The 21,601-nt window shown below is 66.9% G+C and carries 23 protein-coding genes and 1 tRNA gene; 17 read left to right on the top strand and 7 right to left on the bottom strand.

All coding sequences use genetic code 11. From position 1 onward, the window contains the following. Positions 1 to 28: 28 nt before the first annotated feature. Both KF780_02995 and gloB read left to right on the top strand, forming a co-directional pair. The gene (locus KF780_02995; protein ID MBX3560759.1) at positions 29 to 442 is read left to right on the top strand and encodes a VOC family protein; all 414 of its coding nucleotides are present in this window, start codon (positions 29 to 31) and stop codon (positions 440 to 442) included. Then, positions 442 to 1,164, top strand: coding sequence for a hydroxyacylglutathione hydrolase (gene gloB / locus KF780_03000; GenBank protein MBX3560760.1), 723 nt, complete (start codon positions 442 to 444; stop codon positions 1,162 to 1,164). The genes KF780_02995 and gloB overlap by 1 nt, the downstream gene beginning before the upstream one ends. Positions 1,165 to 1,173: 9 nt before the next feature. On the opposite strand, the gene KF780_03005 is transcribed toward gloB, so the two are convergent. Beyond that, positions 1,174 to 2,994: a long-chain fatty acid--CoA ligase gene (locus KF780_03005; GenBank protein MBX3560761.1), complete on the bottom strand. Its 1,821-nt coding sequence runs from the start codon at positions 2,992 to 2,994 to the stop codon at positions 1,174 to 1,176. A 148-nt stretch (positions 2,995 to 3,142) separates the two neighbouring features. Here KF780_03005 and ggt point away from each other — a divergent pair, with 148 nt between their 5' ends. After that, the gene (gene ggt, locus KF780_03010) at positions 3,143 to 4,867 is read left to right on the top strand and encodes a gamma-glutamyltransferase (GenBank protein ID MBX3560762.1); all 1,725 of its coding nucleotides are present in this window, start codon (positions 3,143 to 3,145) and stop codon (positions 4,865 to 4,867) included. Here the strand turns inward: ggt and KF780_03015 are convergent. Further along, a complete protein-coding gene (locus KF780_03015; protein MBX3560763.1) occupies positions 4,864 to 5,901 on the bottom strand; it encodes a quinone-dependent dihydroorotate dehydrogenase in 1,038 nt (345 codons plus the stop codon). The two genes, ggt and KF780_03015, sit on opposite strands and share 4 nt — an antisense overlap. 142 nt (positions 5,902 to 6,043) lie before the next feature. Here KF780_03015 and KF780_03020 point away from each other — a divergent pair, with 142 nt between their 5' ends. The 11 genes from KF780_03020 to KF780_03070 all read left to right on the top strand — a co-directional run bounded on the left by KF780_03020 (position 6,044) and on the right by KF780_03070 (position 14,856). Then, positions 6,044 to 6,604, top strand: a complete 561-nt coding sequence (locus KF780_03020) for an Rrf2 family transcriptional regulator (GenBank protein MBX3560764.1) — start codon at positions 6,044 to 6,046, stop codon at positions 6,602 to 6,604. After that, positions 6,601 to 8,073, top strand: a complete 1,473-nt coding sequence (gene sufB / locus KF780_03025; GenBank protein MBX3560765.1) for a Fe-S cluster assembly protein SufB — start codon at positions 6,601 to 6,603, stop codon at positions 8,071 to 8,073. The genes KF780_03020 and sufB overlap by 4 nt, the downstream gene beginning before the upstream one ends. Continuing rightward, complete coding sequence (locus tag KF780_03030) at positions 8,070 to 8,468, top strand: hypothetical protein (GenBank protein MBX3560766.1); 399 nt, start codon at positions 8,070 to 8,072, stop codon at positions 8,466 to 8,468. The genes sufB and KF780_03030 overlap by 4 nt, the downstream gene beginning before the upstream one ends. Further along, on the top strand, positions 8,468 to 9,310 hold the full coding sequence (gene sufC / locus KF780_03035; GenBank protein ID MBX3560767.1) for a Fe-S cluster assembly ATPase SufC: 843 nt from the start codon (positions 8,468 to 8,470) through the stop codon (positions 9,308 to 9,310). The genes KF780_03030 and sufC overlap by 1 nt, the downstream gene beginning before the upstream one ends. Next, positions 9,307 to 10,047, top strand: a complete 741-nt coding sequence (locus tag KF780_03040; GenBank protein ID MBX3560768.1) for a SufD family Fe-S cluster assembly protein — start codon at positions 9,307 to 9,309, stop codon at positions 10,045 to 10,047. The genes sufC and KF780_03040 overlap by 4 nt, the downstream gene beginning before the upstream one ends. After that, the gene (locus KF780_03045) at positions 10,044 to 11,252 is read left to right on the top strand and encodes a cysteine desulfurase (protein ID MBX3560769.1); all 1,209 of its coding nucleotides are present in this window, start codon (positions 10,044 to 10,046) and stop codon (positions 11,250 to 11,252) included. Before KF780_03040 ends, KF780_03045 begins: the two co-directional genes overlap by 4 nt. Then, positions 11,249 to 11,713, top strand: a complete 465-nt coding sequence (locus KF780_03050; protein MBX3560770.1) for an SUF system Fe-S cluster assembly protein — start codon at positions 11,249 to 11,251, stop codon at positions 11,711 to 11,713. Before KF780_03045 ends, KF780_03050 begins: the two co-directional genes overlap by 4 nt. After that, positions 11,710 to 12,069 (top strand): iron-sulfur cluster assembly accessory protein, encoded by a 360-nt coding sequence (locus tag KF780_03055; GenBank protein MBX3560771.1) that lies wholly within the window; start codon positions 11,710 to 11,712, stop codon positions 12,067 to 12,069. The genes KF780_03050 and KF780_03055 overlap by 4 nt, the downstream gene beginning before the upstream one ends. A 22-nt stretch (positions 12,070 to 12,091) precedes the next feature. Further along, positions 12,092 to 13,189, top strand: coding sequence for an ATP-dependent 6-phosphofructokinase (locus tag KF780_03060; GenBank protein ID MBX3560772.1), 1,098 nt, complete (start codon positions 12,092 to 12,094; stop codon positions 13,187 to 13,189). A gap of 78 nt (positions 13,190 to 13,267) precedes the next feature. Beyond that, positions 13,268 to 13,354 (top strand) — tRNA-Leu (locus KF780_03065). A gap of 152 nt (positions 13,355 to 13,506) precedes the next feature. After that, positions 13,507 to 14,856, top strand: coding sequence for an amino acid permease (locus tag KF780_03070; GenBank protein MBX3560773.1), 1,350 nt, complete (start codon positions 13,507 to 13,509; stop codon positions 14,854 to 14,856). On the opposite strand, the gene KF780_03075 is transcribed toward KF780_03070, so the two are convergent. Next, complete coding sequence (locus tag KF780_03075; GenBank protein ID MBX3560774.1) at positions 14,792 to 15,949, bottom strand: aromatic ring-hydroxylating dioxygenase subunit alpha; 1,158 nt, start codon at positions 15,947 to 15,949, stop codon at positions 14,792 to 14,794. The genes KF780_03070 and KF780_03075 overlap by 65 nt on opposite strands. A 129-nt stretch (positions 15,950 to 16,078) precedes the next feature. Between KF780_03075 and msrB the strand changes: the two genes are divergently transcribed. Both msrB and KF780_03085 read left to right on the top strand, forming a co-directional pair. Continuing rightward, a complete protein-coding gene (gene msrB, locus KF780_03080) occupies positions 16,079 to 16,474 on the top strand; it encodes a peptide-methionine (R)-S-oxide reductase MsrB (protein ID MBX3560775.1) in 396 nt (131 codons plus the stop codon). Between the two features lie 109 nt (positions 16,475 to 16,583). Continuing rightward, positions 16,584 to 18,665: a PBP1A family penicillin-binding protein gene (locus KF780_03085; protein ID MBX3560776.1), complete on the top strand. Its 2,082-nt coding sequence runs from the start codon at positions 16,584 to 16,586 to the stop codon at positions 18,663 to 18,665. Here the strand turns inward: KF780_03085 and KF780_03090 are convergent. Genes KF780_03090 through KF780_03100 form a run of 3 tightly spaced genes read right to left on the bottom strand, consistent with a single transcriptional unit; the run spans position 18,662 to position 20,374 of the window. Next, a complete protein-coding gene (locus tag KF780_03090; GenBank protein ID MBX3560777.1) occupies positions 18,662 to 19,387 on the bottom strand; it encodes a M48 family metallopeptidase in 726 nt (241 codons plus the stop codon). The genes KF780_03085 and KF780_03090 overlap by 4 nt on opposite strands. Next, on the bottom strand, positions 19,344 to 19,775 hold the full coding sequence (locus tag KF780_03095; protein MBX3560778.1) for a YcgN family cysteine cluster protein: 432 nt from the start codon (positions 19,773 to 19,775) through the stop codon (positions 19,344 to 19,346). The genes KF780_03090 and KF780_03095 overlap by 44 nt, the downstream gene beginning before the upstream one ends. After that, a complete protein-coding gene (locus KF780_03100) occupies positions 19,772 to 20,374 on the bottom strand; it encodes an SCO family protein (protein MBX3560779.1) in 603 nt (200 codons plus the stop codon). The genes KF780_03095 and KF780_03100 overlap by 4 nt, the downstream gene beginning before the upstream one ends. A 69-nt stretch (positions 20,375 to 20,443) precedes the next feature. Here KF780_03100 and KF780_03105 point away from each other — a divergent pair, with 69 nt between their 5' ends. Next, a complete protein-coding gene (locus KF780_03105) occupies positions 20,444 to 21,040 on the top strand; it encodes an ankyrin repeat domain-containing protein (GenBank protein ID MBX3560780.1) in 597 nt (198 codons plus the stop codon). A gap of 7 nt (positions 21,041 to 21,047) precedes the next feature. Here the strand turns inward: KF780_03105 and KF780_03110 are convergent, their stop codons facing one another. Beyond that, a complete protein-coding gene (locus KF780_03110) occupies positions 21,048 to 21,539 on the bottom strand; it encodes an MmcB family DNA repair protein (GenBank protein MBX3560781.1) in 492 nt (163 codons plus the stop codon). Positions 21,540 to 21,601 lie beyond the last annotated feature (62 nt).

Genomic DNA, 21,601 nt, shown 5'->3' on the forward strand with positions numbered 1-21,601 from the left:
GCGCCAGCGACAGGGCCGAGCAACGACCATGAAATATCTTCACACCATGATTCGCATTTCCGATCCGGGGGAGACGCTGCGCTTCTTCTCCGTCCTCGGGCTTGAGGAAATCCGGCGAATGGAAAATGAGCAAGGTCGCTTCACCCTCATCTTCCTCGCCGCGCCGGGCGACGAGCAGGCGCAGGTCGAGCTCACCCATAATTGGGACGAGGCGGACTATGGCGAGGGCCGCAATTTCGGCCATCTCGCCTATCGGGTCGAGAATATCTACGAGAGCTGCCAGCGGCTGATGGACGCCGGCTACACGATCAACCGGCCGCCACGCGACGGCCATATGGCCTTCGTGCGCACACCCGACAATGTCTCGATCGAGCTGCTGCAGGACGGCCGGCTGGAACCCGCCGAGCCTTGGGCATCTATGCCCAATACGGGCCATTGGTGATGATCGAAGTCGTCCGCATCCCGGTTCTGTCCGACAATTATGTCTGGCTCGCGCACGAGCCGGAGAGCGGCGAGACGGCGGTGATCGACCCGGCGGTGGCCGAGCCGGTGCTGGCGGAGGCGGCGCGGCGGGGATGGACGATCAGCCAGATCTGGACCACCCACTGGCATGGCGACCACACCGGCGGGAATGCGGCGATCAAGGCGGCGACGGGCTGCACGGTCATCGGCCCCGCCGCCGAGGCCCAACGCATTCCGACGCTGGACCGCCTGGTCGGCGAAGGCGACCGGGTTGCGCTCGGCGAGGCCGAAGCGGATGTGCTGGAGGTGCCGGCCCATACTGCCGGCCATATCGCTTATCACCTGCCCGAGGAGGCCACGCTCTTCATCGGCGACACCCTGTTCGCGATGGGTTGCGGTCGGCTGTTCGAAGGCACGCCGGCCCAGATGCACGCCAATCTCCAGCGCCTTGCCGGGCTGGCGCCCGACACTCTCGTCTATTGCGCGCACGAATATACGCTGGCGAACGGCCGCTTCGCGCTCACCGTCGAGCCGGACAATGATGCGCTGCGCGAGCGGATGGCGAAGGTCGAGGCGGCGCGCGCTGCTGGCGAGCCGACCGTGCCGACCACGATCGCCGACGAAAGGGCGACCAACCCCTTCATGCGCGCCGGCTCGGTCGAGGAACTGGCCGCGCGGCGGGCAGCGAAGGACGCTTTCTAGCGCCGGAAGCTAACGTTTGTAGAGTGCGTCCAGCCGTTCGCCGTACAGCCCCTTGATGACATGGCGCCGGATCTTGATCGAGGGCGTGAGCTGCTCGTTCTCGACCGTGAAGGGCTCGTCCGCGATGATGAAGCGGCGGACCTTCTCGATCACCGACAGCTCCTTGTTCACCCGGTCCACCGCCTCGGACACGGCGCGGATATAGTCCGGGTCCTTGGACAGGACGGCGAAATGGCAGGTCCGCCGGTTGGCGACGCACCATTCGGCCGACCATTCCGGATCGGGAACGATCAGTCCGACCAGATAGGGTCGCTTGTCGCCGACCACCATCGCCTGCAGGATCTCGGCCTGGAGGGTAAGCATCCCCTCCACCTTCTGCGGCGAGACATTGTCGCCCTTGTCGTTGACGATCAGGTCCTTCTTGCGGTCGGTGATGACGATCCGCCCGGCCTCGTCGATATGGCCGACATCGCCGGTGTGCAGCCAGATGCCCGCGCCCGGCTCGCCCTCCGGCGCCTTCAGCACCCGGTCGGTCTCCGCCTGGTTGCGCCAGTAACCGTGCATGACCAGCTCGCCGCGCACGAGGATTTCGCCGTCCTGCGCGATCTTGACCTCGACGCCGTCCATCGGCGGGCCGACCGTGTCCATCTTGAGCCCCGCTTTGGGCCGGTTGCACGAGATGACCGGCGCCGCCTCGGTCTGGCCGTAACCCTGGAGTAAGGTGAGACCGAGCGAGTGGAAGAAGATGCCGACCTCGGGGTTGAGCGGCGCGCCGCCGGAGACCATCGCCTTGATCCGCCCGCCGAACTTCTTCGCGATCTTCGGCCGCAACGTGCGGCTGAGAAACAGGTTCATCGGCTGGTCCCAGACGGGCACGGAGCCGCCATAGTCCTTGGCGCCGATCGAAAGGGCGCGGCCCATCAGGTAGTTGGTCAGCTTCCCCTGCTTTTCCACTTGCTTCAAAATGCGCTGGCGCAGCACCTCGAACAGGCGCGGTACGACCACCATGATCGTCGGGCGTACCTCCTCGATATTGGAGGCGAGCTTCTCCAGCCCTTCGGAATAATATATCTGGCCGCCCAGCCCGATCGGGAACATCTGCCCGCCCGAATGTTCATAGGCGTGAGAGGCCGGCAGGAAGGACAGGAAAATCTCGTCGCCCCAGCCGAAATCCTCGGCGATCAAGGCGGCACAGCCCTCGATGTTGGTCAGGATCGCGCCATGATGCTGCATCACGCCGCGCGGCGCCCCGCCGGTGCCGGACGTGTAGATGATGCAGGCGAGATCGGACCGGGCGAAGGTCGCGCCGGCCGCGCAGGCCTCGGGATCGGTCATCTCCGCCGCGATCAGCGCCCGCCAGTCGTGGAGCCGGACATTGCCCGCCTGGCCGAGGCCGGAGAGCGGCCCGTCGATCATCGCGACATGCTCGCAGCCCGAGCTGCGCACCGCGGCGGGCAGCAGCGTCTTGGCGAGCTTGGCCGTCGAGACGATCACGGCGCGCGCGCCGCTGTCGTCGATAATGTGCTGATGATCGCGCTCGGTATTGGTCGTGTAGGTCGGCACGGTGACGCAGCCGGCGGCCATGATCGCGAGATCGGAGATCAGCCATTCGGGGCGATTCTCCGACACCAGCATCACCCGGTCGCCATTGCCCAGACCCAGCCTGTTCAGCGCCGAGGCGAGATTGGCGACCTGCTCGGCCGCCATCTTCCAGCTTGTCGAGCGCCATTCGCCGTCCTGCTTCGCCCAGAGGAAGGGGGCGTCGCCGCGTTCGCGCGCCCGGACGAAGAACATCGCCACCAGATTCGGAAAATGCTCCAGCCGCCGCATCGTGCCTCCCGTCATCCGCACGGTTTTCCCGCGTCGAAAGAGCCTTCCTAATGTGCGAATCGATGGAGCGCCACGGCGATCAGCGGTGGACGCCTCCCCCCGGCTTGGCTAGGTCCGCCTGACCCTCAGGTGGTGCGAGGCCGAAAGCATGAATCTTCTGTCGCGTCTGCTTTGCTTGTTGGCAGTTCTTGCCCTGCCGGGCTGCGCGACTGCGGCGCCCGAGGTGCGCGCCGAGCCCGCACAGGCACAGACGCAAATCTACGTGATCGCCGCCAACCCGCTCGCGGCCGAGGCGGGCATGAACGTGCTGCGCCAGGGCGGCAGCGCCGTCGATGCCGCGATCGCGGTCCAGGCGATGCTCTCGCTGGTCGAGCCGCAAAGTTCCGGCCTCGGCGGCGGCGGCTTCATGACCCATTACGATGCGGCGTCGGGCCGGGTGAACGTCTATGACGGCCGCGAGACCGCGCCGGCGGGCGCGACGCCGGACATGTTCGTCGGCGGCGACGGCAATGCGCTGCCCTTCCGTGAGGCGGTGGTGAGCGGCCGGGCGACGGGCGTACCCGGCGTGGTGCGGATGCTGGACTTCGCCCATCGCGCGCATGGCCGGCTGCCCTGGAGCAGCCTGTTCGGCGAGGCAGAACGCGCCGCGCGCGACGGCTTCGCGATCAGTCCGCGCCTCGGCCGGTTCATCCACGGCAATGCGCCGCAAAACGCGATGCCGGACGTGCGCGCCTATTTCAGCGGCCCCGACGGCGTGCTGTTGCGCACCGGCGACACATTGCGCAATCCCGCTTATGCCGAGTTCCTCTCCCGCCTCGCGGTGCAGGGTTCGGACGCGCTCTATCGCGGGCCGACCGCCGAGCGGATCGTCGCCCGTACCCGCGCCGGCGCGCTGCCCGGCACGATGACCCTGGCCGATCTCGAAGCTTATCAGCCGGCGCAGCGCGAGCCGCTGTGCGGCGCCTATCGCGCCTACCGGATATGCGTGCCGCCGCCGCCGTCCAGCGGCGTCGCCGTGCTGCAATTGCTGGCGATGCTCGAACATACCGACATCGCCGCCCACGGCCCCGCCGATCCACAAGGCTGGTTCCTGTTCGCGGAGGCGAGCCGGCTCATATACGCCGACCGTGATCTTTACGTCGGCGATCCGGCCTTCATCTCCGTACCGATCGCCGGCTTGCTCGATCCGGCCTATGTCGCTGAGAGGGCCGCGCTGATCGGCCCGCGCGCGGCGGCGCAGCCCCCGCTGCCCGGCACGCCGCCCGGTGCGCCGGTGGCGGCGCGCGATGCGACCCGCGAGCCCGCCGGCACCACCCATTTCATCGTCGGCGACGCGCAGGGCAATGTCGTTTCGATGACCGCCACGGTCGAATCGCTGTTCGGCTCGGGCCGGATGGTCGACGGCTTCTTCCTCAACAACCAAATGACCGATTTCTCCTTCCTGCCGCGCGACGCGCAGGGGCGGCCCGCCGCCAATGCGGTGGCGCCGGGCAAAAGGCCGCGCTCGTCGATGCTGCCGGCGATCCTGCTCGATGCCGAGGGCCGGTTCGCGGGCGCGCTCGGCTCGCCGGGGGGCAATGCCATCCTCGCTTATGTCGGCAAGGCGATGATCGGCGTGGTCGACTGGGGACTGCCCGTGCAGGAGGCCATCGCGCTGCCAAACCTCATCGCGCGCGGCGGCAATTTCAATGGTGAGGCGGACCGGTTTCCGCCCGGCGTGGTCGAGGCGCTCGCTGCGCGCGGCATCGCGGTGCGGCCGGGGCAGGGCGAGGATTCGGGCCTGCACGGCGTCATCCTGCGCGACGGCCGGATCGACGGCGGCGCCGATCCGCGCCGCGAGGGGGTCGTCCTGATCGAGCCGGCGCCGCGCTAGGGCGCGGCGGTGCCGATGGCTTCGGCGACCGAGGCAAAGCCATCCCGCGCCAGCAGCAGCTTCAGCTCGCGACCGATCTCGCCCGCCAGTCCGGGGCCGCGATAGACGAGCGCGCTGTAGAGCTGGACCAGGCTCGCCCCGGAGCGGATGCGATCGAAAGCATCGACGCCGTTCTCGATCCCGCCCGCGGCGATCAGCGGCAGCGCGCCGCCCGTCGCCAGCCGGAAATCGCGCAGCCGCTCCAGTGCCAGCGCCTTCAACGGCGCGCCGGACAGGCCGCCCGCCTCGCCGCGATGGCGCGAGCGCAACATCGGCCGGCTGACCGTGGTGTTGGCGACGATCAGCGCATCCACGCCGCGCTCGATCGAAAGTTTGGAGATCGCATCCACGTCGGCCCGTTCCAGGTCCGGCGCGACCTTCAGGAAGACGGGCGGCCCCGCACCTCGCGCCTCGACCACGGCGGCGAGCAATTCGGCCAGCGCGCCTTCGTCCTGCAGCGCACGCAAGCCCGGCGTATTGGGCGAGGAGATGTTGACGGTAAGATAATCGGCCAGCCCCAGCATCGCCCGCACGCCAGCGGCATAATCCGCCACCCGATCCGAACTGTCCTTGTTGGCGCCGATATTGATGCCGACAACGCCGCGCCGACGATCACGCTTCGCCAGACGAGCGGCGGCGGCGGCCTGACCCTGATTGTTGAATCCCATTCGATTGATCACCGCCCGGTCCTCGGCGAGACGGAACAGGCGCGGTTTCGGATTGCCCTGCTGCGGGCGGGGGGTGAGCGTGCCGACCTCGACGAAGCCGAAGCCGAAGCCGAACATGTGCCGGAAGACCTCGGCATCCTTGTCGAAACCGGCGGCGAGCCCGACCGGATTGGGAAAATCGAGGCCGGCGATGCGGATCGACAGGACCGGATCGGCCTTGGCCGGCAAGCCGGCGGGCATCAGCTTCAGCGCGCGGATCGTCGTCCTATGGGCCCGCTCCGCGTCGAGCGCGAAAGCCAGCGGCCGAACGAGGGGATAGAGCGCCATCGCCCGGCGCTATGGCATCGGGAAAGTGGCAGGTCAAAGCGCGGCCACCGACATGGGTTGATTTCGCCGCCCGATACGACCACATGCCAATCGGAACGAATCAGTCTGATTTGAGAATGGTTCGCAACAAGACACGGAAGATATGCGCCTTTCCAGCCTTGCCGATTATGCCGTCGTGATGATGTCGGCCGCCGCGCGCCATTGCGGCGCGGGAGCGGCGCTTGACGCTGCGACCCACAAAAGGCGCAAGGTCAATGCGACGACCTTGAGCGCTGAGACGGGCATTCCGCTCCCCACCGCGCAGAAGCTGGTCAGCCGCCTCTCCACCGCCGGCCTGCTCGAATCGAGCCGGGGCACGGGCGGCGGCGTCCGCCTCGCCCGCCCGCCCGCCGCGATCAGCCTGGCCGACATCGTCGAGGCGGTCGAAGGCCCGATCGTGATGACGAGCTGTATCGACACGGAGCGCCACGATTGCGCGCTGGAAAGCTGCTGCCAGGTCCGCCCGCACATGAACGTGGTCAATGGCGCCGTCCGTGGCGCGCTTGCGGGGGTGAGCCTCGCCAGCCTCACCTCCCCCAGACCGCTCATGTCGAGCGAAGTCGAGACACCCCTTCGAGCGCAGCCGAGAAATACGCCTCGGCTTCGCTCGGCCGGGTCCCTCGACTTCGCTCGGGATGATCGGATTGAGGGAGTGGCGCCGTGACCGACGTCAAGAACCGCGAGGCGATCGAGGCCGCGGAGCGCGCTGCGAAGTACGAATGGGGCTTCTCCAGCCCCGTCGAGCAGGAATTCGCGCCCAAGGGCCTGAACGAGGACACCGTCCGCTACATCTCGGCCAAGAAGAGCGAGCCCGAATGGATGCTCGACTGGCGCCTGAAAGCCTATCGCGCCTGGCTCGGGATGGAGGAGGTCACCTGGGCGAAGCTCGATATCCCGCCGATCGATTTCCAGGACGCCTATTATTACGCCGAGCCCAAGCAGAAGCCGACTTTGGCCTCGCTGGACGAGCTCGACCCGGAAATCCGCCGCACCTACGAGAAGCTCGGCATCCCGATCGAGGAGCAGAAGGTGCTGGCCGGGGTCGAGGGCGCGCGCAAGGTCGCGGTGGACGCCGTGTTCGACAGCGTTTCCGTCGCCACCACCTTCCGCGACGAGCTGCGCAAGGCCGGCGTCATCTTCCTCTCCATCTCCGAGGCGATCCGCGAATTCCCCGAGCTGGTGAAGAAATATCTCGGCAGCGTCGTCCCTCAGCGCGACAATTTCTACGCCTGCCTCAACAGCGCGGTCTTCTCCGACGGCACCTTCGTCTATGTGCCGGAGGGCGTGCGCTGCCCGATGGAGCTTTCCACCTATTTCCGCATCAACGCCGAGAATACCGGCCAGTTCGAGCGCACGCTGATCGTCGCCGACAAGGGCAGCTACGTCTCCTATCTGGAGGGCTGCACCGCGCCGATGCGCGACGAGAACCAGCTCCACGCGGCGGTGGTGGAAATCTACGCGCACGAGGACGCGGAGGTGAAATATTCCACCGTCCAGAACTGGTATCCGGGCGACGCCGAGGGCAAGGGCGGCATCTACAATTTCGTCACCAAGCGCGCGCTCTGCGCCGGCGACCGCTCCAAAGTGTCGTGGACGCAGGTCGAGACCGGCAGCGCGATCACCTGGAAATATCCGTCCTGCATCCTCAAAGGGCAGGACAGCGTCGGCGAATTCTATTCGGTCGCGCTTACCAACAACAGGCAGCAGGCCGATACCGGCACCAAGATGATCCACCTCGGCAAAGGCAGCCGCTCGACCATCGTGTCCAAGGGGATCAGCGCGGGCAGATCGAACAACACCTATCGCGGCCTCGTCCGCGTGCTGGCGAACGCGGAAGGGGTGCGCAACTTCACCCAGTGCGACAGCCTGCTCTTGGGCGACCAATGCGGCGCCCACACCGTCCCCTATATCGAGGTCCGCAACCCCTCAGCCCAGATCGAGCACGAGGCGACCACGTCCAAGATCAGCGACGACCAGCTCTTCTACGCGATGAGCCGGGGGCTCGCCGCCGAGGACGCCGTCGCCCTGATCGTCAACGGCTTTGCCCGCGAGGTCCTCCAGCAGCTCCCGATGGAGTTCGCCGTGGAGGCGCAGAAGCTGCTGGGGATCAGCTTGGAGGGGAGCGTGGGATGAGCGTGCTGCTTGCTTTGTTAATTGCTCAGATCCCCCCCGCGCCATCGGGCAGGGAATTGCAGTTCGGCGACGTCGAGATTGTTGATCCGATTGCGCCAATGGTGCTGCGATACATGCAGTGTATTAGGACGTCTCTCAACGAGCGCGGCGGTATGAATACATCCGATCGCCCTCGCTTTCGTCGGTCAGTGGATTCCGCGATCCGCGCTTGTGCGGAAACCCGTACCCTTGACGTGGTCCACGCTGATCAAGCTCTAAGCCTGGCGTCAGATTATCAAGATGCCGAACGCCGAAATCTGGCTATTCGTCATGCCTTTGAAGGTTCCGAACAACAGCTTCGCGATATGCCCGAAATCATGGATCGAATAAGGCAACAACGAACAGAAAGTCGGTGATGCTCAAAATCGATAACCTCCACGCCGAAATCGACGGCAAGGCGATTCTCAAGGGGATCAGCCTCGAACTGAAACCGGGCGAGATCCATGCGATCATGGGGCCGAACGGGTCGGGCAAATCGACCCTCGCCTACGTCCTCGCCGGGCGGCCGAGCTATGAGGTGACGGAGGGGTCGGTGACCTTCACCCGTCCTCGTCATGCCGGACTTGATCCGGCATCCACCTTCTCTTCGCCCGACGCACCGGAAGACAGGTGGACCCCGGATCAAGTCCGGGGTGACGAAGAAAGTATCGATCTCCTCGCTCTTGAACCGCACGAGCGCGCCGCGCTCGGCATCTTCCTTGGCTTTCAGTATCCGGTCGAAATCCCCGGCGTCTCCAACGTCCAGTTCCTGCGCACCGCCCTCAACGCCCAGCGCCGGGCGCGGGGGGAGGCGGAGCTTTCGGCGGGGGATTTCCTGCGGCTGGCGCGCAAACAGGCCGATGCGCTCGGGCTCGACATGGAGATGATGAAGCGCGCCGTGAATGTCGGCTTCTCGGGCGGCGAGAAGAAGCGCAACGAGATGGTGCAGATGGGGATCATCGATCCCGTCCTCGCCATCCTCGACGAGACCGATTCCGGCCTCGACATCGACGCGCTGCGCGTCGTCGGCGAGGGGATCAACCGGATCATGCGCAAGCCGGACAAGGCGGTGCTGCTCATCACCCATTATCAGCGGCTGCTCGATCTCGTCCGGCCCGATTTCGTCCATGTGCTGGCGGGTGGCCGCATCGTCCGTTCCGGCGGGCCCGAGCTGGCCGAGGCGCTGGAGCGCGAAGGCTATCGCGAGGTCGCGGCGTGACCTTGCCGCTCCCCAGCCGCAAGGACGAGGCGTGGCGCTATAGCGACCTCGCGGCGCTGGAGCGGATATGGCCGCTGCCGGCGCCGGAAAACATCGTCGTGCCGGCGAGCGGCCGGCTGGAGCGGACCATCGTACAGGACGCGCCGGAAGGCGACGCCGCCGTGCACCAGCTCTCGCTCAGCCTCGGCAAGGGGGCGAAAGCCAGGCTGGACCTGCTCAATCTCGGCGGAGCGTTCGGACGGATCGAGATCGACGCGACCCTGCATGAAGGCGCCGATTTCGCGCTGAACGCGGTGCAGATCGGCGGCGCGTCGCAGGTATTGGAGATCGTCACCCGCGTGCGTCATGCCGAACCGCACGCGACCAGCCGGCAGATCATCCGCACCGTGCTCGCCGGCAAAGCGGTCGGAACCTATCTCGGCAAGGTCGCCGTGGACCGCGATGCGCAAAAGACGGATGCCGAACAATCCGTCCGCGCCATGCTGCTCGACCGTACGGCGACGGCCAATGCGAAGCCGGAACTCGAAATTTATGCCGACGACGTGAAATGCGCGCATGGCGCCGCCGTCGGCGAGCTGGACTCCAGCGGCTTTTTCTACCTTCAGTCGCGCGGCCTGCCGCCCGCCGAAGCGCGCAAGCTCATGCTGCAGGCCTTCGTCGCCGGGCTGTTCGACGGCGCCCCGCATGGGCCGGAGCTGGAACAGGCGGCTCTGGCGAAGCTGGGGGCGCTCGTATGAGCGCGGCCCCCGCCATCGCCGCCCTCCCGCTCGACTGGCGCGCCGATTTTCCGGCGATCCCGGAGGGCTGGGCCTATCTCGACACCGCCGCGACCGCGCAAAAGCCGCAGGTCGTCATCGACGCCATCGCGCGCGGCTATGCCGAAACCTATGCGACCGTCCATCGCGGCGTCTATCAGCGCTCGGCCGATATGACGCTCGCTTTCGAAGCCTCGCGCCGCCGGGTCGCGACCTTCCTGGGAGCCGCCGCGCCGGAGGAAATCGTCTTCGTGCGCGGTGCGACCGAGGGGGTCAATCTCGTCGCGCAGAGCTGGGGCCGCGCGAACCTGAAGCCGGGCGACCGCATCCTGCTGTCGGCGCTGGAGCATCACAGCAATATCGTGCCGTGGCAGATGACGGGCGCGGAAATCGACGTGGTGCCGCTGACCGGGGATCACAACATCGATCTCGACGCGATGGCGGCGATGATCCGGCCGGAGCACAAACTGGTCGCGCTCGCCCACGTCTCCAACGTGCTGGGCTCCGTGCTCGACGCGAAGCGGGCGGCGGAGATCGCCCATTCGGTCGGCGCGAAGCTGCTGCTCGACGGCTGCCAGGCCGTGCCCCGCATGGCCGTGGACGTGGCGGCGCTCGATTGCGACTTCTACGTCTTCTCCGGCCACAAGCTTTACGGCCCCACCGGCATTGGCGTGCTGTGGTCGCGCTCGGAAATCCTCGAGACCATGCCCCCCTGGCAGGGCGGCGGCGCGATGATCGACAAGGTGACGTTCGAGAAGACGACCTACGCCCCGCCGCCGGCGCGGTTCGAGGCGGGGACGCCGCATGTCGTCGGCGTGCTCGGCCTCCATGCCGCGATCGACTATGTCGAGGGGATCGGCCTCGATGCGATCGCGGCGCACGAGGCGGCGCTGGTCGCCGAGACGCGCGCGGCGCTGCGCAATCTCAACTCCGTCCGGCTGTTCGGGCCGGAGGATTCGGCCGGCATCGTCAGCTTCGCGGTCGAGGGGGTGCATCCCCACGATGTCGGCACCATATTGGACGAGAGCCGGGTGGCGATCCGCGCCGGCCATCATTGCGCGCAGCCGCTGATGGCGGCGCTGGGCGTGGATGCCACGGCGCGGGCGAGCTTCGGCGTCTATAATTGCAGACAGGATATCGCGGCGCTGGCCGCGGGGATCGAGCGGGTGACGAGAATCTTCGGATGAACAAGCAGCAGAAGATCGAGATCGAGGAAGTGGACGGCGTGGACGCGCCGCCCAAGGCGCGCGTGTCGGACGTGATCGAGACATTCGAGCGCAAGCGCGACTATCTGGAAGGCTTCCTGTCGCAGAAGCCGGCGGCGTTTTCAGGGACCGAGCCGGGCGGCGATCTGTATGAAGCCGTGATCGCCGCGCTCAAGGATATCTACGATCCCGAAATCCCGGTGAACATCTACGATCTCGGCCTGATCTACGGCGTCGAGATCACGCCCGATCATCACGCCAAGGTGACGATGACGCTGACCACGCCGCATTGCCCTGTCGCCGAATCCATGCCGGGCGAGATCGAGCTGCGCGTCGGCGCGGTGCCGGGGATCGGCGATGCCGAGGTAGAGCTGGTCTGGGATCCGCCCTGGGATCCGCAGAAGATGAGCGACGAGGCCAAGCTGGAGCTCGGAATGCTATGACGACCGAAACCAAGACCCGTGCCCGCCCTGCCGCCGTGCTGCTGACTCCCGCCGCCGAGGCGCGCGTGGCGGAGCTGATGGCCAGGGCGCCCGAAGGCGCGATCGGCGTGAAGCTCTCGACGCCCCGGCGCGGCTGTTCGGGGCTCGCTTATTCGGTGGATTATGTGACCGAAGCCGATCCGTTCGATGAGAAGATCGAGACGCCCGGCGGCGCCTTCTACATCGACGGCGCCTCCGTCCTCTACCTCGTTGGCTCGACGATGGACTGGCGCGAGGACGATTTCGCCGCCGGCTTCGTCTTCGACAATCCCAACGCCAAGGGCGCCTGCGGCTGCGGCGAGAGCTTTACCGTCTGATTCCGTCCGTTAAGGTGCGCGGATGCGCATCGGAATCCTGACGGGGGGCGGCGATGTCCCCGGCCTCAATGCCTGCATCCGTTCGGTCGTGCTGTCCGCCGACGATCTCGGCTGGAGCGTGATCGGCTTCCGGCGCGGCTGGGACGGCGTGATGGCGATCGACCCCGCCGATCCGGCCAGCATCGCCGCCAACACGATCCCGCTCGACCGCGAGCGCGTGCGCGGCATCGACCGGCGCGGCGGCACGATGCTCCACACCTCGCGCGCCGATCCGCGTACGCACAAGAATGGCGACGGCACCAGCCATGTGCTGGAGGTGCTGGAGAAGCTCGGCGTCGCTGCGATGGTGACGCTGGGCGGCGACGGCACGCTGCGTTTCTCCGCCCATCTCGCGACGCAGGGCGTGCCGGTCATCTCCGTCCCCAAGACGATGGACAATGACGTGTTCGGCACGGACTATTGCATCGGTTTCTCCACCGCCGTCAGCCGATCCGTCGAGGCGATCAACGCGCTGCGGACCACCGTCGAAAGCCATGAGCGGATCGGGGTGGTGGAGTTGTTCGGCCGGCGCAGCGGCGAGACCGCCTTGCTGTCCGGCTTCCTCGCCCAGGTCGACCGCACCGTGATCGCCGAGGTGCCGGCCGATCTCGATCTGCTGCTACCGCTGCTCGCCGAGGACAAGGCCTCCAACCCGGCCGGCTATGCGATGTGCGTCATATCCGAAGGCGCCAGCATCGCCGGCATGAACGAGGCCGGCGATCTCTCCCGCACCGCGACCCAGCGCGACCAGGCCGGCGTCGGCCGCCGGCTCGGCCGCGCGATCGAGGCGAAGCTGGGCATCGGCACGGTGATCCAGGAACTGGCCTATCTGATGCGCGCCGGCGCGCCGGACGCGATGGACCGGATGGTCGGCTTCGCCTTCGGCGGCCTCGCCGTCCAGCTCCTCGCGCGCGGCGAGACGGCGCGGATGGTGACGCTTTCCGACGGCAATTACGGCCATGTCCCCAACGATACGCTGCTTCAGGGCACCAAATCGGTGGACGTGACCGCGCTCTACGACAAGGCGGGCTACCGCGCCCGGCTGATGCGGGTCGAGGGTATGCCGATGTTCCTCTATTGAGTGCGGTTGCACGGCCCCGAAGGCTTTGCTAGAGGCCCCGCTTCCTACCGGCGCCGGGCCTCCCGGCGTGCATCACGTGCGGTCGTGGCGGAACTGGTAGACGCGCAGCGTTGAGGTCGCTGTGGCCGAAAGGCCGTGGAAGTTCGAGTCTTCTCGACCGCACCATCATTCGGGCAGTTCGACCCTCGGTCGAACCGCGATGTCCGGGGGACATCGCGCCGGATGATCAAACTTCACCTCTACAGCACATCCAGCACTCCACCATTGCGTATGATCCCTTGCGCGCGCAAAACCGCGCGCAAGGGGGAAATGCCATCATGACGTCATCCGAAGACAAGGCGCGCGCGCTCGGCTTCTGGCTCTGCCTGGCGCTGGTCGTCGGCAACATGATCGGATCGGGCATTTTCCTGCTGCCCGCGCAGCTCGCGCCTTATGGCTGGAACGCCATTTTCGGCTGGCTGTTTTCAATCGGCGGAGTGCTGTGCGTCGCTTACGTTTTCGCCAAACTGGCCGCCGCGATGCCGAAAGCCGGCGGCCCCTACGTCTTCGTCCAGGCAGCGTTCGGGCCCATGCCCGCTTTCGCGGTCATGTGGAGTTACTGGATCGCGACTTGGGTCGGCAACGCCGCGATCGCGGTCGCGGCGATCAGCTACCTCTCCCTGTTCGCGCCGGCGCTCGCAAACGCGCCGGGGCTGGGCGCGGCCGCCACGATCGCGCTGCTGTGGTCGCTGACCGCGATCAACTGCGCCAGCGTGCGCGCGGCCGGCGGCTTTCAACTGGTGACCACCCTCATCAAACTGATTCCACTGATTGCGGTGATCCTGATCTCCGCGCTGGTGGTCGGCGAAGGCCGTCAGGTAGCGCAATTGCCGTTTCGGACCGAGGATGTCAGCCTTGCCGGAATCACCACGGCGGCGACATTGACCTTGTGGGCGTTGCTCGGCGTCGAAGCGGCGGCGGTGGGCGAGGGCAAGGTGTGCGATCCCGCCCGCAACATCCCGCGCGCGACCATGATCGGCATTCTGATCGTGGGCGCGGTCTATCTGCTCGTCTCGACTCCAGTGATCCTGTTGATGCCGGCCGAGCAGGCGGCGGCATCGAACGCCCCTCTCGCCGATTTCGTCGCGCTCTACTGGAGCCCGGGCCTCGCCATGTTCGTCGCGCTGTTTGCGGCAGTGAGCGCGATCGGCACCATCAATGGATGGACTCTGCTTCAGGGGGAAATGCTCCTCACCATGTCCCGCCAAGGCACTTTTCCGCGCTGGTTCGCGAAGACCTCCGCGAACGGCATAGCGGTGAGAGCGCAGATCCTGTCCAGCTCGCTCGCCTCGCTCCTGATCGCGGCCAATTATTCACGCTCGATCGGCGGCCTTTTCACGTTCATGGCACTGGTTTCGACAGCGGCCGCGCTCGTTCTCTACCTCGCTTGCTCACTCGCCGCCTTACGTCTGCAACGGACGGACCGAATGGCCGGATCGGCGGTGCTGACGATGATCGCTTCGCTTGCGGCCCTTTATGCGATCTGGACCTTGTACGGCGCCGGCGCGGAGGCGGTGGCCTGGGGCATCGTCCTGATCGCGGCTGGATTTCCGATCTATCTGCTCACGATCCGGGCAAACCGCTCCAGCCCGGCGGCGGCGGCGAATCCAGCCGCGCTTGGGGAATGATCCGCCTGAGCTTGCGCGCAAAGCTGCGCAGGCAGACCTCGCTCTCGCCGAGCGGTCCCGGCCGATAGAGAGACGAGCTCATACCCTGCTGGACGCGGGTGATCAGCCCGGTGTCCTCGGCATTGACCTGACGGTTGATCCGCCAGTTGAGATAACGCGCCGCCTTCATCTCGCGCCGGCCATCCGGTACGGCATAGCTGATCTCGCGGATCAGCGTCTGCGTCGGCGAGACCGGCACGAAATGCATGAAATCGACCTGGTCGGGATAGATGTCGAACGCGATGTTCGGCCACAGCTTGAAATAGAGCCAGGTCCGTCCGGCGCCGTCGGGCAGAAAGCGCTGATAGGCGCGTTCGGACAGATTGGCAGACGGCCGCTCAAGCAACTCGCCTGCCATGCGGTCGACATGCAGGCCCGCCTCGATCTCGTAGCTGGCGCCGAACAGGCGATCGAGCCCGGGGTGGGCGACATCGATGTGGAGCCCATCCGAATAATTGTCGGCGACATTCTTCCAGTTCACCTCGCGCGGGCGCAACGTGATCCGGCCGATCGCCTTCAAATCCTCGAACCGATGCGGGGCGATATCCGCCTCATGGGGCGCCATCATCTCGGCGACGCTCGGCCCACCGCTTTCCAATCGGACGAAGAGGAAGCCGCGCCATTCCTCCAGATCGACCGGGATCAGCCCGTGCGCGGCCAGGTCCAGCCCCGGATAATCCTCCTTGTGCGGAACGCCGATCAGCCGGCCGTCGGCGGCATAGGTCCAGGCATGATAGGGGCAGGTGAGCCGTTTCGCACAGCCGTCCGTGCCGTCCACTAGCCGCGCGCCGCGATGGCGACAGATGTTGGCAAATGCCCTGGCCCTGCCGTCCGCACCGCGGATGACGATCACGCTTTCGCCCAGGATATCGAGCGACCGCCAGTCGCCCGGTCCTGCCATGTCGCTGACATGGCAGACGATCTGCCAGGCGGGACGGACGACGCGAGCCATCTCGGCCCGGAAAAATTCCGGATCGCGATAGACCCAGCCGGGCAGGCTGAGGTGATCCAGCGGATCGGCGTCGGCGACGGGAAGGCGGGCGATGTCGGACATGGAACCACTCTAGCAACGCGCCGCCGAAATGTCGCGCCAGACGACTTCGGATTTCGTCCGCGCCATCCAGCCGGGGGCAGCAAGATGCTCGGCATTGATCGCGCATGCCGGACGCCCCACATTCGCGTTATGGACAGGATCGACCTTACCGACGCCGAATGGCGCGACCGGCTCTCCCCCGAAGGCTATCATGTGCTGCGCGAGGGTGGCACCGAGCGTGCCTTCACCGGCATCTACTGGGACAATCACGATGAAGGCGGCTATCGCTGCGCTGGCTGCGGCACGTTGCTGTTCGACAGCGACACCAAGTTCGACAGCGGCAGCGGCTGGCCGAGCTTCACCAGCCCGGCGGCGCAGGACCATGTGACGCTGATCGAGGATCGCAGCCACGGCATGGTCCGCACCGAAGTGCGCTGCGCGAAATGCGACAGCCATCTGGGCCATGTCTTTCCAGACGGCCCGGGGCCGGAAGGACTGCGCTACTGCATCAATTCGGCCAGCCTCGATTTCGAACGGCGGGATTAGGATCGTTTTCAGCTTCGCTGAAACAAACCCTGGCCGAAGTAAGCCCCGGTTAAGGCGCCGCGCGCTTCTGCTTGCCGCCATGACTCGCCGCCCCTATCGGTAGCCCTTGATGGCCAGCGCCCCTCCCCGGTCCCGCATCCGGCGGTTCATCGTCTCCAGCTTCAAGATCGCAGCCTATTTGCTGCTCGTCTCGCTCGTCGCGCTGGGCGTCGCGGTCGCGGTCGCGGTCAACCAGCTGCCCAGCTACAGCGAGCTCAGCCGCCGGGACGATCTCGGCCAGATGATCCGGGTGCGCGCCGCCGACGGCACGGTGATCCATTCGATGGGCCCCGTATTCGGTGAATGGCTGCGCTATGACCAGATCCCGCCGATCATGCGCGACGCGATGATCGCGGTCGAGGATCGCCGCTTCCGCTCGCATCCCGGCGTCGATCCGATCGGCATCGCGCGCGGCATCTGGGTGGGCTGGACGGACGGCGGCCGGGTGCGCGGCGTTTCCACCATCTCGCAGCAGCTCGCCCGCAACATCTTCCTCACCAACGACCGCAGCTTCGTGCGCAAGGTGCGCGAGGGCATTCTCGCGCTCGCGCTCGAATGGAAATTCTCCAAGGACCAGGTGCTGGAGCTCTATCTCAACCGCGTCTATTTCGGCGGCGGCGCCTATGGCATCGACGCCGCCTCGCGCCTCTTTTTCGATCACAGCGCCACCGAGATGAGCGTCGCGGAAGCCGCGATCGTCGCCGGCCTGGTCAAGGCGCCGTCAAACTATTCGCCGACCGCCGATGCCGAGGCGGCGCGGGAACGCGCCAGCGTCGTGCTGCGGCTGATGGTGCGCAACGGCGCCATCACGCCGTCCCAGGCGAACGCCGCCAATCCGCAGGACGTCCAACTGGCGCGGCAGGAGCGGCGGCAGGACGTGACGCGCTATTTCGTCGACTGGGTGCTGCCCCAGCTCGACATGCTGATCGACGAGACCAATGCGCCGATCGATGTGTGGACCACGATCGACGCCGGCATGCAGCGCGCCGCCGCCGAAGCGATCAACGCCAATGCGCCGCAGGGCGCGCAGGGCGCGCTCGTCTCGCTCGACCGCGACGGCGCGGTCCGCGCGATGGTCGGCGGCCGCGATTATGCAAGCTCGATCTACAACCGCGCGACCCAGGCGACGCGCCAGCCCGGTTCGTCGTTCAAGCTCTTCGTCTATCTCACCGCGCTGGAGGCGGGCTTCAATCCGAACACGATCGTCGAGGATTCGCCGATCACCATCAACGGGTGGAGCCCGCGCAACGACAATGGCCGCAATGTCGGCCCGGTGCCGCTGCGCGCCGCCTTCGCCTATTCGATCAACACCGTCGCGGTCCGGCTCGCCCAGCAGGTCGGCACCCGGTCCGTGGCGGACATGGCGCAGCGCTTCGGCATCACCACCCGGGTCAATACCAGCCCGGCCATGGCGCTGGGCTCGTCCGAGGTCCGGCTGATCGACATGACGCGGGCCTATGCCGCGGTGGCGCGCGGCGGCGTCTCGGTCATCCCCTACGGCATCCGCCGCGTCACCACCGCCGACGGCACCTTGCTCTACCAGCATCAGGAGGAAGGCGGGCGCGTGCTCGTCCAGCCCTGGGTCGCCGCGCAGATGACCGAGCTGCTCCAGGGCGTCGTCACCAACGGCACCGGCCGCGCCGCCGATCTCGGCCGGCCGACGGCGGGCAAGACCGGCACCACCTCCTCCAACCGCGACGGCTATTTCGTCGGCTTTTCCAGCGGCATCACCACCGGCGTCTGGATGGGCCGCGACGACAATCGCCGGCTGGCCGGCCTCTCCGGCGGCCGCGCGCCGGCCCAGGCCTTCCGCGCCTATATGAGCCGCGCCGTCGCCAACCGCGCGCCCGAGCCCTTCGCGACCGAAGCCTCGGCGCCGGAATGGCAGGTCGATCCGGAAGAGGACCTCTGGTACGCGCCGCCGCAGGACGGGCCGATGATGGACGCCGACGGCAATCCGCTCGCCCCGCCGCCGCCCAGCGACGAGATCATTCTCGGCGACCGTCCGACCCCGCCCGTCCAGGACGAAAAGCCAGACGATCAGCAGCGGCTCGACCGCTCCTGGCTCGAGCGCACGTTGACCCGGCCGCGCCAGAGCGACCAGCCGCCGGCGCGTGAGCCGCCGCGCCGCCCGGAACAGCGCCCCTTCTAAGTCGCGCCGACGAAATGCAGGCCAGCGCCCTCGCGTCTCAGCCAAGCGCGGGCGGGGCGGGGATCGGCGCCGAACAGGTCGGCGACCAGCGCGTGGAAGGCCGGCCCGTGATTCATGTGCACGAGATGAGCGACCTCGTGCGCGACGGTCGCGCGGCGCACGAATTCGGGCGCCAGGATCAGCCGCCAGCTATAGCGGATCGCGCCAGACGCCGCGCAGCTGCCCCAGCGCGACACCGGATCGCCGATACTCACCCGTGACGGCATGACGCCGGCCTTGGCCGCATATTCGCGCGTTTCGGCATCGAGCGTGGCGATTGCCGCCTCTTTCAGCCAGCGCCGCACCCGGCGATCCAGCCCTTCGATCGGCCCACCTGCCAGCAACCGTCCATCCGCCACTTCGATCCGGCGTGGCCGGGCCGACGACCAATCGATCCTGTGCGGGATTCCTTCCACCGGAATCGTCGCGCCGGGTGCGAACGGCACATTTGCGGGCAGCGCCGTCAGCGCGCGCTCCGCCCATTCGCGATGTTCCGCGGCCCAGGCCAGCGCCCGGCGGCGCGAGACGCGGGGCGGTACCGTCAGCAGCAAGGCACGCGCTCGGCGATCGACCTTGAGCCGCAGGCGGCGCGCGCGCGGATCGACCCGGATGGTGAGCGGCAGCCCGTCCAGGTCCGCGTCAGAGCGCGCGATCGACGAGATAATGTTCGAGATCGCCGACATCATCCTCCGACACCGTCCAGCCGCGCACCGATATGCCGGCTTCGTGCACGCTCTCCGGATCGCCGCTGATCAGATAGTGCCAATCGAACAGGGGCTTGTCCTCCGCGCGCAGCCGATAGGCGCAGGTCGAGGGCAGCCAGTCGATCCCGCACAGGCTCTCCGCATCGAGCCGCACGCAATCGGGCACGAAGGCGCGCCGGTTCCGGTAATCCTTGCAACGACAGCTCTTGCGGTCGAGCAGGCGGCACGCGACGTTGGTAGGATAGAGTTCGCCCGTCTCCTCATCCTCAAGCTTGTGCAGGCAGCATTTGCCGCAGCCGTCGCACAAGGCCTCCCACTCCGCCCGGTCGAGCGTTTCCAGCGGCAATTCCCAGAAACGCGTCCTCATCGCACCCAGCGCGCGAGCTCGGCGGCCAGAGCCCCCGGCCCCTCATCATGGGGAATGATGGCGACCGGCTCGCCTTCGGGGTCGTAGAGCACGATGATCCGGCTGTGATCGACCAGATAGGCGCCCTGTTCATTGGGCGTGCCCCGGCTGAAATAGACGCCATAGGCGCGTGCCGCGTCGGCCACCTCCTGTTCGCTGCCGGTGAGACCGATCAGTCGGGGATGGAAGTTCGCGACATAAGCGCGCATCACCTCCGGCGTGTCGCGCGCGGGATCGACGCTGATGAAGAGCGGCTGCACCCGGGCCGCCCGGGCCGGATCGCTTTCCTCGAACTGACGCAGACCCGCGCCGATCACCTGCAGATCGACCGGGCAGACGTCCGGGCAATAGGTGAAGCCGAAATAGACGATCCGGTATTTGCCCGCGAAATCCGCGTCGCTGACTCGCCGCCCGTCCTGGTCGGTCAGTGTGAACGGACCGCCCATCGTTGCACCCTGGAGCGGCGGCGCCTCGGGCGGCGCGGCGTCACAGCCGGCAAGCAACAGCACCAGTAGCAGGGCCAGCAGGGAAAATGGGCGGGTGATCGCGCTTTCGTTCATGGCGCGCCAAGCCTTGCTTTGCTAAGCTGCCGCAATCAAGTCGAATAGCAGCGGGAATTGATTGCAATCATGGGCAAGACCAAGGTTCGCGTCCTCGCGGCGGTGCTGCTGGCGCTTTTCGCCGTGCCGAGCATCGCCCAGATGGGCTTTTCGGAAGGCTTCCGTTTCCTGAAGGCGGTGCGCGAGCGCGACGGCGCCACAGTCGATACGATCACGTCGAACGCCAGCTCGGTCGCGATCAATGCGCGCGAGCAATCGACCGGCGAAGGCGCGCTGCACATATTGGTGCGCGGCCGCGACCTCAACTGGCTCGGTTTCCTGCTGAGCCGCGGCGCGCGTCCGGATCTCCAGAGCAATGACGGCTCGACACCGCTGATGCTCGCCGCGCAGATCGGCTGGCGCGACGGTGCGGAGCGCCTGCTCGCCCGGCGCGCAAGCGTCAATCTCGCCAACAATCGTGGCGAAACGGCTCTGATCCTCGCCGTTCAGCGGCTGGACCTGCCGATGGTGCGGTTGCTGATCTCGCAGGGAGCCGATCCCAATCAGACCGACAGCATCGCCGGCTATTCCGCGATCGATTATGCACGGCAGGATCGGCGCGGGTCGGCTGTGTTGCGCGCGCTGGAAGGCGGCGACCGGTCGGCGACGGAGACCGACGAACCTTGATTCGATCCTAGTCCTGTCCTGCCAGGCCGGAATCGAGATCTCCGGCCAGCCGCCGCGCGGCGCGGCGGGCGAAGCGCAGCGTTTCCGCCTTGCGCCGCGCCGCGGCGAGCGGGTGGCAGGGCGCGGCACGGATGACTTCAGCGTCATAGCGATCGGCGACGATCAGCCCCGCGCGATCGGGTCCGAGCGCATCGCCATCGAACGGATCGAGCGCGAAACCCGCCGGCACCGCCCAGTAGAAATAGTCGCAATAGTCGAGATAGTCGGTCCATTTGCGGTCGCCCATCAGATCGGCTTTCGACACTTTGATCTCGACGATGGTGAGCAGACCCCTGCCGCAGATCGCCATCAGATCCGCGCGGCGCCCATTGGGCAGCGGCGCCTCGCAAATGCCGTAGAGATCGCAGCGGTGGAACAATCGCGTAACGCCGCGCGCGACATCCTGCGCGATCAGCGGCAGATCGGCGAAGCATGGGTGCGACTCGGGCAGGCTGATCATGTCTTTCACTTAGAATGAAACGGGAACAGGCAAAAGCCGGTCGAGAAAAAGGCCCGCTCTCC

It is taken from the genome of Sphingomonas sp. (assembly GCA_019635535.1).
Lineage (GTDB): Bacteria > Pseudomonadota > Alphaproteobacteria > Sphingomonadales > Sphingomonadaceae > Allosphingosinicella.